Here is a 14,683-nt window from a genome sequence, read left to right as displayed (position 1 = left end):
CAATATTGTACACTTTCCAAAACCATCAGGCTTGTTTTTTTATTAAAAAGCGGTATAGTCTGGAGCATCGCCTGTTTATAAACAATTACAAGGAGGCATGCCAATGCCCTACCAGACAGAGTTTCTCCTGCGAGCCTATCGCACCATGAAAACCATCCGCGAGTTTGAAGAGCGCTGCGTCAAGGAGTTCGAGGGAGGCAATATTCCCGGCTTCACCCATGTCTCCAATGGCCAGGAAGCCGTCGCTGTGGCCGCCTGTATCGACCTGTCCGACAAGGACATTATTGGCAGCACCCATCGCGGCCACGGCCACTGCATCGCCAAGGGCTGCGACGTCGGCGGCATGATGAAAGAAATCATGGGTCGCGCTACCGGCCTCTGCAAGGGCAAGGGCGGCTCCATGCACATCGCCGATATCGACAAAGGTATGCTCGGCGCCAATGCGATTGTCGGTGGCGGCCCACCGCTCTGCAACGGCGCCGCACTGGCCGCCAAAACCCTGGGCACAAAAAATATCGCCCTCTCCTTCGGCGGCGATGGCAGCGCCAACCAGGGCACGGTGCTCGAGGCCATGAACATGGCCGTAGTCCTGAAGCTGCCGCATATCTTTATTTATGAGAACAATGGCTACGGCGAGGGCACTGCCGCCAACTACGCCCTGGGTTGCGAGAGCCTTACCGAACGCAATGCCGGCTTCGGCATGCCCGCCGAGTGCGTCGACGGCCTGGACTTCTTCGCCACCTACGAGGCCATAAAAACCGCCATTGAACGGGCCCGCAATGGCGGCGGCCCCACCTCCATCGAGGCCATGTGCGTGCGCTTTGACGGCCACTTTATTGGCGACCCGCAACTGTATCGCGGCAAGGATGAAATCAAGCTCGCGCGCCAGCAACAGGACTGCCTGAAAAAATTCCGTGAGCGAGTAATTGCCGAGGGCTGGCTGCAGGAGTCCGTCATGAATGAAATTGACGAGACCACAGCCGTTGCCATTGAGCAGGCGGTGGCGGATGCCCTGGCCGCGCCACACCCCGACCCCGCCACCGACCTGCTGGCCGATGTTTACTGCTCATACTGATGTTTACCGCTTATTCTAAGGATGCCGAGAAATGACCAATCATTCCAATAACCCGCAAGTCGCCGGCAAGACATCCGTCAAGACTTACCGCGAAGCGATCAACGATGCCCTGCGCCAGGAAATGCGCCGCGACCCCACCGTGATTGTCATGGGCGAAGAGGTATCCGGCGGTGCCGGTGCCCCGGGCCAGGACGATGCCTACGGTGGCGTATTTGGCGTCACCAAGGGCCTGCAACCTGAATTTGGCCGCGAGCGCGTTATCGATACGCCGATCAGCGAATCCGCCATTATCGGCGCTGCCGCTGGCGCCGCCAACAACGGCCTGCGCCCGGTCGCCGAGCTGATGTTCTTTGACTTTATCGGCGTCTGCTTCGACCAGATTTTCAACCAGGCGGCCAAATTCCGCTACATGTTTGGCGGCAAGTCGAAGACCCCGATGGTGATTCGCGGCACGGTCGGCGGCGGCTGGCGCGCCGGCGCCCAGCACTCCAGCATGTTGCACTCGGTGGTCACCCACATGCCCGGCCTGAAAGTGGTTATGCCCAGCAACGCCTACGATGCCAAAGGGCTTATGGTACAAGCCATTCGCGATGACGACCCGGTCATTTTTCTCGAACACAAGATCATGTACGACACCAAGTGCGAAGTACCGGACGAGCTGTATTGTATTCCCTTTGGTGAGGCTGCGTTTCCGCGCCAGGGCACCGATGTGACCATTGTCGCCATATCCAATATGGTTCCCCGCGCCATACAGGCGGCAGACATCCTCGCCAAAGAGGGCATCAGTTGCGATGTAATTGACCCGCGCACGGTGTCGCCGCTGGACGACGAGGCCATTCTTGAAAGTATCGAGGTCACCGGGCGCCTGGTGGTTGTGGATGAGGGCAACCCCCGCTGCGGTCTCGCCTCCGATATCGCCGGGATTGTCGCCGAGAAAGGCTTTTACAGCCTCAGGGCGCCGATTCGCACCGTTACCGCACCGCACACGCCGGTCCCCTTCGCCCCGGAACTGGAAGACGCTTACATTCCGAGCACGGAGAAAATCATTGCCGCCGTTCGGGACGTCATGGGAGCCTAGTTATGTCTGCACAAATCAAGCCGATCAATATGCCCAAATGGGGCATGGAAATGGCCGAGGGCGATATCAACTCCTGGCATGTAGAGATTGGCGCCCAGGTAAATGCGGGCGACGACCTGGTGGATGTGGAGACCAGCAAGATCGTCAACACCGTTACCGCCACTAACAGCGGTATCCTGCGCGCCATCGTCGGCCAGCCTGGCGACACCCTGGCGGTGGGCGCCCTGCTCGGTGTGCTCGCGGACGCCAATACCAGTGATGCGGATATTCAGGCCTTTATCGCCAGTCATACCGCCGCTGCGGCTCCTGCAGAGTCTTCAACCCCTGCAGAGAAGTCTTCAACCCCTGCAGAGAAGTCCTCACCGCCTGCAGCCGCGCAGGCAACCACTGCAGCGCCGGCGCCGGCCAAGGCGGACACAAAGCCCAACGCGCCCGATGCCATGAGCAAGCTGGCCGCAGGTGCTGACGACAGCGGCGTCGCCGCCTCTCCCGTTGCCCGTCGGCTGGCCGCTGAATACGGCGTCAACCTCAACAACATCAGTGCTACTGGCCGCCACGGCCGGGTTTCCAAGCGCGACCTGGACGCGGCAGTGAGTGCCGCCGGCGGCCAGTTGATCGGCGCCCACACTGCATCCTCCAGCCACGCGCCACGCTACCCGGACGACAGCACCGTGAAGGCCACACCCGTCGCCCGCCGGCTGGCCCGTGACCTGGGCATCAACCTGCACCAGTGCCGGGTGAGCGGCGATCGCGGCCGGGTCTGCAAGGCAGATGTTGAGGCCGCCGCGGCGCTGCACAACAAACTCCAGGCCAAGCCCTCCAGCACTGCCACCGAGGTCGCCGTCGAAGAGGCGTTTGAACTGCAGGCCATGAGCGGCATGCGCAAGACCATTGCCGCCCGACTGCAGGCCTCCAAGCAGACCGCGCCCCATTTCCGAGTGCAGATCGACGCCGAACTGGACGCCCTGCTGGCGGTGCGCAAGCAGCTCAACGACGCCAATACCAATGCCAAAATTTCGGTCAACGATTTTATCGTCAAGGCCTGCGCCAGTGCTCTCACCAGGGTGCCCGCAATTAATGTGCAGTTCGATGGCGAGCAGGTGAAATACTTCCGGGATGCCGATATTTCGGTGGCGGTCGCCATCGACGAGGGCCTGATTACCCCCATCGTCAAACAGGCCAACAGCAAGGGCCTGATCGCCATTTCCAATGAGGTGCGCGACCTGGCGACACGGGCCAAACTCAATCGCCTGAAGCCCAATGAGTTCCAGGGCGGCAGCTTCTGCATCTCCAATCTCGGCATGTTCGGCATTAAACAGTTCGACGCCATTATCAATCCACCGCAAGGCGCCATTCTGGCGGTCGGTGCCGGCGAGCAGCGACCGGTGGTCAAAAATGGCCAGCTGGCGGTCGCCACTGTGGTCAGCCTGACCCTGTCCAGCGACCACCGCATCATCGATGGCGCCGTGGCCGCACAATTCATGTCCGTGCTCAAGGGCTACCTCGAGCAGCCGGCCACCATGCTGGGATAACGGAGTGAGCATGCAACAATTCGACCTGATAGTAGTTGGCGGCGGTCCCGGTGGCTATGTCGCCGCCATTCGCGCAGCGCAGCTGGGCTTTAAAACCGCGCTGGTGGAAAAGCAGCACCTGGGTGGCGTGTGCCTGAACTGGGGCTGCATCCCCACCAAGGCGCTGTTGCGCGGCGCCGATGTGGCCCACACCCTGAAAGAAGCCGCGCACTTTGGTTTCGCCTTTGACAACCTCAGTTTTGACATCAACAAGCTGGTTGCGCACAGCCGCAATGTGGCCAATAAACTGAGCCAGGGTATCGCCTACCTGATGAAGAAAAACGGCATTGCCGTTATCGACGGCAGCGCCCGAGTGGCCGCCAAGGGCGAACTCGAGGTGACACTGAACGGCAAAGCCAGTCGCTACAAAGCCGATCACATTATCCTCGCCACCGGCGCGAGGGCGCGCAACCTGCCCAATATCGCCATCGACGGCAAGCGCGTCTGGGGTGCACGCGAGGCGATGACGCCCACGGCCCTGCCCGAACGCCTGCTGGTTATCGGCGCCGGCGCTATCGGGGTGGAATTCGCCAGTCTCTACAGCGACCTGGGCAGCAGCGTCACCCTGGTTGAAGCGGTCGAGCGCATTACCCCGGCCGAAGATGCGGAGATTTCCGCACTGGCCGCAAAAGCCTTCAGCAAACGCGGCATCACCGTGCTGACCAACACCCTGGTCGACGCCCTCGACAGCTCCGGCGAAGACACCATTGCCCTGCTCAAAGGGCCCGACGGAGAGCAACGACTGAGCGTCGACCAGGTGATCCTGGCGGTCGGCATCAGCGGCAATATTGAACAGCTTGGCCTCGAATCCCTGGCCGTTGCCACCGAACGCGGTTTTATTAAAACCGACGGCTTTGGCAAAACCAACCTGGTGGGTCTCTACGCCATTGGCGATGTCGCCGGACCGCCGTGGCTGGCCCATAAAGCCAGCCACGAGGCGGTGATCTGTGTGGAAAAAATTGCCGGTGTCGACGGAGTCAAACCCCTTAATAAAGACCGGGTTCCGGGTTGCACCTACTGCCGGCCGCAAATTGCCAGCGTCGGTCTCACCGAAGCCCAGGCCAAAAGCGCCGGCCACGAAGTGCGTATCGGCCGCTTTAATCTCAATGCCAACGGCAAATCCCTGGCGATCAACGAAGCCGAGGGCCTGGTAAAAACCGTCTTTGACAGCCAGACCGGTGAACTGCTGGGCGCCCATATGATTGGCCCGGAGGTTACCGAGCAAATACAGGGCTTCGGTATCGCCCAGCAACTGGAGGCCACCGAGCACGAGTTAATGCATACCGTATTTGCCCACCCCACGGTTTCCGAAAGTATGCACGAGTCTGTTCTCGACAGCCTCGGCCTGGCGATTCATCAATAGGACCGCATCATGAGCGAACAAATACCGATCCACAAAGGACTTTTTACCTGGCCATCGTCGAGACCGCAGTTGCTTGGCAGTCGCTGCAAACAGTGCGGCGAGACCGCCTTTCCTGCCCAGGTCGATTGTCGCAGTTGCAGCGGTCGCGACACCGAGGTGGTGGAACTGGGCGATCGCGGTACGCTCTGGACCTGGACCATCCAGACCTTTATGCCCAAGCAGCCCTACCACAGCGACGAAACCGAAGCCAGCTTCCGCCCCTACGGCGTCGGCTACGTGGAAATGCCCGGTGGTGTGCGGGTGGAAGCGCGCCTCGAGCCCAGCACCAGGGAGCAATTGGCCATCGGCATGCCCATGCAGTTAAACATCGTGCCATTCCGCACCGATGCCAGCGGCAACCAGATTATGACGTTCAGTTTCAGCGCCGTTGAGGAGGACCAGGCATGGAAGTAGCAATTATCGGTATTGGCCTGCACCGATTCGGCCGCAGCCCGGATATGTCCGGTTTACAGCAGGGGGCCGCCGCAGTGCGCGCGGCCCTGGCCGACGCCGGCCTCAGCTGGAAAGATATGCAATTCGCCTACGGCGGCAGCCAGGATGCCGGCAACGCCGATTCGCTGGTCAACGAATTGGGGCTAACCAGCCTGCAGTTCACCAACATCTGGAATGGCTGCGCCACCGGCGGCAGTTCGCTGCACGCCGCCTACAGCGCCATTAAATCCGGCCAATACGATCTCGGCGTGGTGGTGGGTTTCGACAAGCACCCGCGCGGTGCTTTTAACCCGCAGCCGGCAGACTGGGGGCTGGACGACTGGTACGGCGAAACCGGGCTGATGCTGACCACCCAGTTCTTCGCCATGAAGATTCAACGCTATATGCATGACCACGGCATCAGCGAGGACGCGCTGGTGCGGGTTTCGGAAAAAGCCTTTGCCAACGGCTCACTCACGCCCACCGCCTGGCGCCAGCAGCCCCTGAGTTATGCGGACATTGCCAACTCGGCCATGGTCAGCGACCCGCTGCGCAAATACATGTTCTGCAGCCCGGCCGAGGGCGGCGCCGCACTGATTTTATGTAACGCCGACAAGGCGCGGCAGTTTACCCGCAAGCCGCTGTTGCTCAAGGCCGCCGCCGTGCGCACCCGCCACTACGGCAGCTTTGAGGTGTTCGCCCCGTCCCAGGCCATGCACGTGGCCGACGCCCCCACCGTCACCGCCTCGCGCATGGCGTTTGAACTGGCTGGCATCGGCCCCGAAGATGTGGATGTCATGCAATTGCAGGATACCGACAGCGGCACCGAAATTATTCACATGGCCGAGAACGGTTTTTGCGAGCACGGCGAGCAGGAACAACTGCTGCGCGACGGAGCGACACAAATAGGCGGACGAATGCCGGTCAACACCGATGGCGGTTGTCTCGCCAACGGCGAGCCGGTGGGCGCATCCGGCCTGCGCCAGGTCTACGAAGTGTGTGTGCAACTGCGCGGCGAAGGCGGTGCCCGCCAGGTACCCAATGACCCGGCCGTGGGTTACACCCACGTCTACGGCGCCCCCGGTGTCAGTGGCGTCAACATTATTACCAGATAGTCACAATAACGATCCAGAGGACCGCAATAATGAGCGAATTGATTAAAGTCAAACAGCAGGGCGACGAGCGCTGCCAGGGTACCAGCTACCAGGATCTGCTCGACCAGGAAGAGGTCGAAGTACCAGCCTACCTGCGTGAAAATACCAACCCGTATATGGGCGACGAAGACCTCGATGTCGCGCGCTGGGTTGGGCGTGAATTTCACGAACTGGAAAAAAAGAAACTGTGGCCCAAAGTTTGGCAGATGGCCTGTCGCGAGGAGGATATCCCCGAGGTCGGCGATCACCATATCTACGAGGTGATCAATCAGTCGGTGATTGTGGTGCGTTCGTCGGCAAACGAAATCAAGGGCTTTATCAACTCCTGCCTGCACCGCGGTCGAATCCTGCGCGATGACGACGGCTGCGTGCAGGAATTCAAATGCCCCTTCCACGGTGCCACCTGGAGCCTCGACGGCGAATTCAAGGGCATCCCCTGCCAGTGGGACTTCCGCCATTTTGAAGAAAAAGACATGCGCCTGCCGCAGGTCAAAGTAGGTACCTGGGGCGGGTTTGTCTTTATCAATTTTGACGAAAACGCCGAGCCTCTGGAAGAGTTCCTGAAACCGCTGCCCGAGCACTTTGCGCGCTTCCCGCTGCACGATTACTACAAAGGTGCCCATGTGCAGCGAGTGGTGCAGTGCAACTGGAAAGTGGGGGCCGAGGCGTTTATGGAGTCTTTCCACACCATCGCCACCCATCGCGAGATCTTGACCTTCACCGGCGACGCCAATTCCCAATACGACACCTTCGGTGACAACGTCAGCCGGTCGGTCACCCCCATGGGCGTGGCCAGCCCGCACCTGCCGGGCGTCACGGAAGCAGACACCATGCGCGATATTCTCGAGCTGTCCGGGCGCATGGCCACCGACAGCGCCGAGGGCCACGAAATGCCCGAGGGCCTGACCGCACGCAAATACGTGGCCGAAACCAATCGCAAAATGTTCAGCGACATCATCGGCGAAAGCCTGGACGACGCCACCATGTCGGAGCTGGAGGACGCGATTTTGTACAGCGCATTTCCCAACTTTCAGGTGTGGACCGGCTACCACGGCAATATTGTCTATCGCTTTCTGCCCAACGGCGACGACCACAACAGCTGCATTTTCGAGACCATGTTGCTGATGCGCTACCCGAAAGGTAGCCAGCGTCCCGAGTCGGCCCAAAAAACCGTATTGCGGCCCGACCAGGCCTTCAGTGAGGCCAAAGAACTGGGCGGCCTGGGGCCGGTCTTCGATCAGGATGACAGCAATATGCCCGCCGTGCAGCGCGGTATGCTGGCATCGAAAAAAGGAGCAGTCAGCCTCGCCAGTTACCAGGAGAGTCGCATTCGCCATATGCACCAGACCATCGACAAATACCTGAATGCCTGAGACCTGTCGCAGCGGGCTGCAGTATCCTGCGGCCCGGCTTCTTCCCGACAGACCCCAGAGGTGACGGCGAGAAGTGAACATGCGACAGTAAGAGCACCACAGCAACAAGACCAGAGAACTCCCATGGATACCAAACTACACGCTCTCTTTCCAGCCGCCGAGCTGGCCGAAAACAGCAGCAAAGCCGTCACCGTTGCGGGCAAGAACATTCTCGTTTGCAAAGCCAGTGGCAACTACTATGCGGTCGACAATATGTGCACCCACCAGCGCTCGGAGTTGCAGGAAGGCCGCATTCGCAACTGCTTTCTCTCCTGCCCCCTGCACGGTGTAAGGTTCGACCTACGCACCGGCGTACCCAAGGGCGAACTCACCAAAGTACCGCTGAAGACTTACGACATCAGCGTCGCTGACGATGGCAACCTGCAAATCAAACTGGATTAAAAAAATGTTGAAGAACCGTCAGATCACCCTGGCTTCACACGCCCATGGCGTGCCGCAAGTGGATAACTTTTCCATGATCGAAACGCCCGTGCCGACACCTGGTGCGGGGCAATTCCTGATTCGCAACCTGTACTTTTCGCTGGAGCCGGCGATCCGCGGCTGGCTGGAAGGCAAAGCCAACTATTTCGAACCGATTCCCCTGGGTGGCGTTGTGCGCGGTCCGTCGGTGGGGCGGGTTATAGAATCCAACAACCCGGATTACGCGGTGGGTGATATCGTGTTTGCCCTCAACCAGTGGGAGGACTACTCGATCTGCAACGCCGACACCATACTGCTGGAAAAACTGCAGCCCCAGGACGACACGCCACTGTCCTGGTACGTCGGCCCGCTGGGCGGCTCGGGTACTACTGCCTATGTCGGCCTGCATGAGATCGGCCACATCAAGGCGGGCCAAACGGTGGTCGTCAGCGCCGCCGCCGGTGCCACCGGCAGCATGGTTGGCCAGATTGCCAAGCAGCGCGGCTGCCGTGTCATCGGCATTGTCGGTAGCGACGCCAAAGCGCAAATGCTGGTGGATGATTTTGGTTTTGACGGCGCCATCAATTACAACACTTGCACAGACATTACTGCTGCGGTCATGGCGCAGGCACCCGATGGGGTCGATATTTACTTCGACAATGTTGGCGGCCCCATACTCAACGCCATGTTGCTGACCATGAAGGTGCAGGGCCGCATCGTCTGCTGCGGCATGATCTCCGACTACAATCGCACTGAAAATCCCAACCCGATCACCAATCTCTGGGAAGTGGTGGCACGACAACTGACCATGCAGGGCTTCCTGCTGTTCACCTACCACGACCAGGTACCCGCCGCCCAGGCGCAACTGGCGGAGTGGATTACCTCCGGTAAAATCAAGGTGCTGGAACATATCACCAAGGGTATCGCCAACACGCCGGCGGCCTTCTGCGAGCTGATGAGTGGCAAGACCACAGGCAAGGCCCTGGTGCAACTGGACCTGCCGGAAGAGCAATAGCCATTCTTCTCTAGCCACACGCCCCGGACGATTCTGTCCGGCGGAACCTGCGCAATAGCCTTGGTAAACCTCCGCTTGATTCAGCCCTGAATTGAGCGGAGGTTTTTTTCGGTAATTATTCCCCACTCAGCTCCGCGCGCCATACCGCCGCGGCGGCGCGGATGTACTCGCGCAGATCTGCCAGTTCCTGATCAGTCAACTCCGCAAACCCCGGCATGCCCCGTGACGTCAGTGCGCCAGCACGCACGATCGCCGCGAACGATGGCGCCGTTACAATTGCCGCTGAGGTGCGCAGGTCCGGCGCCTGGCCGGCGGCCACCAGCTCAACACCGTGGCAGATGGCGCAGCGCTGGGCATAGATCAACAGGCCGTTAACATTTTCCTCAGCTGCAGCCACAAAAGTCGGATCCGCTACCGGAGCGCGCTCCGCTGTCGCTGCTGCGGGCAAACTGGCACCGCCGTTAAGGGCAAAGGTCAGCACCCGCTTTGCCTCACTGCGATAGTCGATCGCGACGGGGAGCAAGGGGCCGAACGCGGCCGCGCTGGTGCCCATACCGGTGAGTACCGTGACGTACTGGATACCGTCCACTGCGTAGGTAATTGGCGGCGCCAGTACCGCTGCCGCCGTGTCGTAGCGCCACAACCTGCGGCCGGAGTCGGCGGCGTAAGCGTTGAAGGAGTTATCGATCTGCCCCTGGAAGACCAGGTTGCCGGCCGTGGCGAGCGCACCGCCATTCCACGGGCCCGGATTGGCGACTTGCCACACCTTCTGTTGTGCCACGGGATCCCAGGCCAGCAGCGAACTGGTGCCATTGAGCGGCCCGGCATCCTCCACGACGAAGTCGGGGCTGGTGCCACCGTCCACCGCATTACCCGGTGTTCGCTGCCAATTATCGGTATCGATCGCCGCGTCACTGTAGGCGGTGGCGGTTTCGATGGTGGGAATGTAGACCAGCCCGGTGCCCGGATGGAAGGCCATGGGCAACCAGCTGTGGGCGCCCAGCGGGCTGGGCCAGAGCACGAAGGTGGAGCCATCGGGGTAGCGCGCCGCAGGGTCCTCCACCGGACGGCCGCTGGCCAGGTCGATCTTGCTGGCCCAGGTGACTTTGGCAAAAGGCTCGGCAGAAATTAACTTGCCATTGGTGCGGTCGATGACGTAGAAAAAACCGTTCTTGGGCGCGGTCATCACCACCTTGCGCAACTGGCCATCAATCTCCAGCTCCGCCAACTGCATATCCATAGAGGCGTTATAGTCCCAGGTCTCGCCCGGGTTTACCTGGTAATGCCAGCGGTAGGCGCCGGTCTTGGCGTCCAGCGCCACGATCGACGCGAGAAACAGGTTATCCCCCTTGCCCGCGCTGCGAATGCGATGGTTCCAGGGGGAGCCATTGCCGACCCCAAGCAGGATGGCATCGGCGTCGGCGTCATAGGTCATGGCATTCCAGACCGTGCCACCACCGCCGTATCGCCACCACTCGCCGTGCCAGGTTTCGGCCGCCATTGCCATGGCTGGGTTTTCAAAGCCATCCTCGGGGTTGCCAGGTACCGTGTAAAAGCGCCACAACTGCTCGCCGCTCTCGGCATCGTAGGTGGTGACAAAGCCGCGTACCGAAGCCTGGTCTGCACCGCCGTTGCCAATGATTACCTTGCCGTCAAACACCCTGGGTGGGCCGCTGATAAAGAGGTCGTCACCGCCCTCCTCCAGGGTCATGACGGACCACACCAGCTCGCCGCTGCGCGCATCCAGCGCCAGCAGCCGGCCGTCGTGGGTGCCGGTGTAAATCTTGCCGTTCCAGTAAGCAATACCACGTATGCCCCAGCCCATGCGCAAGCGCTTGCCCGCCACTTCGGTTACCCTGGGATCGTATTGCCACAACAGCTTGCCGCTGCGCGGATCGACCGCGTGCACCACGCTGTAACCGCTGGCGAAATAGAGCACGCCGTCGACCGCCAGCGGCCCGGTAACCGGATTACCCGGCCCCAGGTCCAGGTACCAGGCGAGGCCAAGCTCATCAATATTGCCATCGCTGATCTGCGTGAGCGGGCTGAAATGCTGCTCGCCGTAGGTGCGACCAAAGGCCGGCCAGTCCTCCCCGGCGCTGTCGTCCAGCAGCAGCGTATTGGCGCCGGCCGTATTGGCCAGGCCCAGCACCGCGCCGTCAGGCTCGCCGCTTGCTGACAGCGTATTCTGCCCCTGGTTGCGATCACAGCCAACCAACACCAGCAGTAAGAGCGAAGACAGGGCTGATAAAGCACAAACACGCCGAAGATTAGACCTTGCCATACAAGTTTTCCTTATGATTTTTGTGCACGCGAATACAGTCGCCGAACATATTATCATAAAAAGCAAGTCATTTTGTTTGTTTTATTGTGGGTTTTTGTTAGTCTGTTCTACCCACTCAACTGCAGGACAATAATCATGACCGTTATCATCAATGGCACCGTCGACTTTAAACCCGAAGACGCGGTCGCGGTATTAAAAGACGCCGCTGAACTGATGGCCGCAACCCGCCAGCAAACAGGTTGTCGCCATTACGTCTGGAGCCTCGACCCGGCGGTTCCCGGGCGCGTCTATGTCTATGAGAACTGGGAGTCCGTAGCCGACCTGGCCGCCCACCTGGCCGGCCACTTTTACACCGATATGGTGCAAGTGCTGGGCCGCTATGAAATGCTGGCTACCGACATTCTCAAATACCGCATCGACCACGCCGAGCCGGTTTACGATGACCAGGGTGTGCCACGGGCGGATTTTTTTAGCGGTTAAACCACGGCAAGCGAAGTTTTGGTTGAGGCCACTATTTGTCAACCAAACTATATGTCGATCAAACTATGCCTCGACCAGACTATCCATCAACCGAGCTATCGAGCCCAAGGTAGGCCGCGGCCATGGCATAGGTCGCGTCCTTGTACTCATCACTGAAGGTATCGAGAGGCGAATTCGGGTTTATCGGCGGTAGCAGTGACCACATCAATGCGCCGCGTAAAATGCCGTGGGTATAGCGAATGGCCTGCAGCAAATCCTCCTGCTGTACCCGATGGGCGTGGGGTTCCATCAACCCGTAAATCACGTTGACCACATGCTCATTCCAGTCCGCTAACAGCTGGCACATCGTCGGGTCGACGATGCGCTGGCGTTCCATCAGGCGGATAAACCCGTTGTCCTTGCGCGACGTGGAAAACATGATCTCAATATGAAATGCCAGCACCTCTTCGGCGGTTCTGTCCCGCCAGTCCTCGGGCTGGGTCAAACTGGCAATCTGGGCAAAGCGCGAATGCCGGTACATTTCCAGAATGGCATAAAAGATAGATTTCTTGTCCGGAAAACGGTGATAAATGGAGCCCATCGACATGCCGGTTACCCTGCAGATTTCAGCCATCGACGTTTCCTGATAGCCTTTTTCAATAAACAACGTCTTTGCCGTCTTCAGGATTTTCAACATCGTCTCGCGGCTACGCTGTTGCATGGGAGTCGCAACCCACTCGGAATCATCCAGCCAATCGATCCCCACGCCCTGAAATACATCACCGCTCTGCATTGTCATCCTGTCCCTTTCATTTAATTTCAATTTTCACCCCGATTCTATACCACGGTTCGTCGCTACCACACCAGACCGGCATATAAAACAATCAAGACTGTTTGACATGCAACCAAAAAGCTGCTCTACTAAAAACAGAGCGACCATTCTGTTTTTAGTAGAACACTTATAATCGTCGCCGATAAATAGTAAATAGCTAATAAATGGCAAAGGTTTAATTGATGAAAGCTATAGCTCCCCATCCCCTCACCCTGAACGGTCGCGATCCCGAGCAGCTGCGCGGCGATCCCATGAGCGGTGACCGCTACTACTCACCCGAGTTTGCCCATCGCGAGTGGGAACAACTGTGGACCAAGATCTGGCACGTGGCCGGGCGCACCCAGGAGCTGCTGGAAGCTGGTGACTACGTGGTGCACGATTTTATGGGTGAATCGGTATTTTGCGTCAAGCAGGACGATGGCGGCATCAAAGCTTTTTACAATGTTTGCCAGCACCGCGGCATGCGCCTGGTCTCCGACAGTGGCTCCAGCAATCAATTCCACTGCCCTTACCACGGCTGGGTCTGGGGCCGCGATGGCGTGCTGCAGGACTTGTGCGACCCCGAGGATTTTCCCCAGGGCAATCCCTGCAACAAGCTCAAGCTGAATGAGCTGCGTTGCGACACCTGGGGCGGGCTGGTCTGGTACACCATGAACGACAGAGCACCCGCATTACTGGATTATCTGGCGCCGCTGCCCGAACTCTATAAAAACTATCCGATGGAGACGGCAGTGCGGGTATTCGCCAGAAAAATTCGCCTCAATTGCAACTGGAAATTCTCCACTGACAATTTCAGCGAGTCCTACCATACCCGCACCGCCCACCCCCAGGTGCCGCCCTGGATAGACCAGGATTACTGGAGCGCGCGCTCGGAAATGTTCCCCAATGGACACGGCAGAACCGTGCAGCCGATGCGCCCATCGTTACGCGATCTGCTACCCGACGGCGAGCCACACCCCTTCGACCAGCTGTTGCGCATGTGGGACATCGATCCGGACAGCTACCCCGACTTTGCCACCAAAGCCATGCAGGGCTGGCTGGACCTGAAGGCGGCGAAGCGCAACCTCTGGCGCGAGCGCGGTTACGTTCACTATGCAGACATGAACGACGAGGAATTGACCGACAGCCCGCACACGGTCATTTTTCCCAATGTGACCATCTCCTTCCTGCCGGACAACCTGATTTTTTTCCGCAGCGAACCGGATGCCAAAGACCCGACAAAATGCACCTTTGACCTCTGGTGTATGGCGTTTCCGGTGGCCGGGCAGACTGCAGTGGATTCCGTCATGGCGGGCGTACACCCCCTCGAGGAGGCGGAGCCGGAGACCTGCGATTTTGACGGTGGCCGCGGAGTGCCCGAGATTGTTGATTCCATCGTCTGGCAGGACATGATGCTGGCGGAAGGGCAGCAGCGCGGCTGGCAATCGCGCGGCTACCGCGACAGCTACCTGGCCGGTCAGGAAACGCGGGTGCGGTACTTTCACGAAGTGCTCAACGACTACCTCGAAGGGCGACGCTAGCGGCCCGGAACCACTAATCATTAGTCCCC

General features: G+C 59.6%; 13 protein-coding genes. 11 read left to right on the top strand and 2 right to left on the bottom strand.

What is annotated here, in order from left to right; translation table 11 throughout:
- The first annotated feature begins 103 nt into the window (after nucleotides 1-103).
- The 9 genes from G8764_RS18085 to G8764_RS18045 all read left to right on the top strand — a co-directional run bounded on the left by G8764_RS18085 (nucleotide 104) and on the right by G8764_RS18045 (nucleotide 9,559).
- On the top strand, nucleotides 104-1,075 hold the full coding sequence (locus G8764_RS18085; RefSeq protein WP_166166246.1) for a thiamine pyrophosphate-dependent dehydrogenase E1 component subunit alpha: 972 nt from the start codon (nucleotides 104-106) through the stop codon (nucleotides 1,073-1,075).
- A gap of 31 nt (nucleotides 1,076-1,106) precedes the next feature.
- A complete protein-coding gene (locus tag G8764_RS18080; RefSeq protein ID WP_166166244.1) occupies nucleotides 1,107-2,153 on the top strand; it encodes an alpha-ketoacid dehydrogenase subunit beta in 1,047 nt (348 codons plus the stop codon).
- A gap of 2 nt (nucleotides 2,154-2,155) precedes the next feature.
- On the top strand, nucleotides 2,156-3,685 hold the full coding sequence (locus tag G8764_RS18075; RefSeq protein ID WP_166166242.1) for a 2-oxo acid dehydrogenase subunit E2: 1,530 nt from the start codon (nucleotides 2,156-2,158) through the stop codon (nucleotides 3,683-3,685).
- A 10-nt stretch (nucleotides 3,686-3,695) separates the two neighbouring features.
- On the top strand, nucleotides 3,696-5,087 hold the full coding sequence (gene lpdA / locus G8764_RS18070; protein ID WP_166166240.1) for a dihydrolipoyl dehydrogenase: 1,392 nt from the start codon (nucleotides 3,696-3,698) through the stop codon (nucleotides 5,085-5,087).
- 9 nt (nucleotides 5,088-5,096) lie between these two features.
- Nucleotides 5,097-5,540 (top strand): Zn-ribbon domain-containing OB-fold protein, encoded by a 444-nt coding sequence (locus tag G8764_RS18065; protein WP_166166238.1) that lies wholly within the window; start codon nucleotides 5,097-5,099, stop codon nucleotides 5,538-5,540.
- Nucleotides 5,531-6,673 (top strand): thiolase family protein, encoded by a 1,143-nt coding sequence (locus tag G8764_RS18060; protein ID WP_166166236.1) that lies wholly within the window; start codon nucleotides 5,531-5,533, stop codon nucleotides 6,671-6,673. Before G8764_RS18065 ends, G8764_RS18060 begins: the two co-directional genes overlap by 10 nt.
- A gap of 29 nt (nucleotides 6,674-6,702) precedes the next feature.
- Nucleotides 6,703-8,085: an aromatic ring-hydroxylating oxygenase subunit alpha gene (locus G8764_RS18055; protein WP_166166234.1), complete on the top strand. Its 1,383-nt coding sequence runs from the start codon at nucleotides 6,703-6,705 to the stop codon at nucleotides 8,083-8,085.
- 123 nt (nucleotides 8,086-8,208) lie between these two features.
- On the top strand, nucleotides 8,209-8,526 hold the full coding sequence (locus G8764_RS18050) for a Rieske (2Fe-2S) protein (RefSeq protein ID WP_166166232.1): 318 nt from the start codon (nucleotides 8,209-8,211) through the stop codon (nucleotides 8,524-8,526).
- 4 nt (nucleotides 8,527-8,530) lie between these two features.
- Nucleotides 8,531-9,559, top strand: a complete 1,029-nt coding sequence (locus tag G8764_RS18045; RefSeq protein WP_166166230.1) for an NADP-dependent oxidoreductase — start codon at nucleotides 8,531-8,533, stop codon at nucleotides 9,557-9,559.
- Between the two features lie 115 nt (nucleotides 9,560-9,674).
- Here the strand turns inward: G8764_RS18045 and G8764_RS18040 are convergent, their stop codons facing one another.
- On the bottom strand, nucleotides 9,675-11,843 hold the full coding sequence (locus G8764_RS18040) for a PQQ-dependent dehydrogenase, methanol/ethanol family (RefSeq protein ID WP_166166228.1): 2,169 nt from the start codon (nucleotides 11,841-11,843) through the stop codon (nucleotides 9,675-9,677).
- Nucleotides 11,844-11,978: 135 nt separating this feature from the next.
- Here G8764_RS18040 and G8764_RS18035 point away from each other — a divergent pair, with 135 nt between their 5' ends.
- Nucleotides 11,979-12,323 (top strand): putative quinol monooxygenase, encoded by a 345-nt coding sequence (locus G8764_RS18035; protein ID WP_166166226.1) that lies wholly within the window; start codon nucleotides 11,979-11,981, stop codon nucleotides 12,321-12,323.
- Between the two features lie 79 nt (nucleotides 12,324-12,402).
- On the opposite strand, the gene G8764_RS18030 is transcribed toward G8764_RS18035, so the two are convergent.
- On the bottom strand, nucleotides 12,403-13,095 hold the full coding sequence (locus G8764_RS18030) for a TetR/AcrR family transcriptional regulator (RefSeq protein ID WP_207951957.1): 693 nt from the start codon (nucleotides 13,093-13,095) through the stop codon (nucleotides 12,403-12,405).
- Between the two features lie 221 nt (nucleotides 13,096-13,316).
- On the opposite strand from G8764_RS18030, the gene G8764_RS18025 reads away from it, so the two are divergent.
- Nucleotides 13,317-14,654: an aromatic ring-hydroxylating oxygenase subunit alpha gene (locus tag G8764_RS18025; RefSeq protein ID WP_166166222.1), complete on the top strand. Its 1,338-nt coding sequence runs from the start codon at nucleotides 13,317-13,319 to the stop codon at nucleotides 14,652-14,654.
- The last annotated feature ends 29 nt before the right edge of the window (nucleotides 14,655-14,683 follow it).

Source organism: Pseudomaricurvus alcaniphilus (assembly GCF_011440395.1).
Taxonomy (GTDB): domain Bacteria; phylum Pseudomonadota; class Gammaproteobacteria; order Pseudomonadales; family Cellvibrionaceae; genus Pseudomaricurvus; species Pseudomaricurvus alcaniphilus.
Note: the sequence above shows the minus strand (reverse complement) of the source record. Positions and strands in the feature narration are given on the sequence as shown.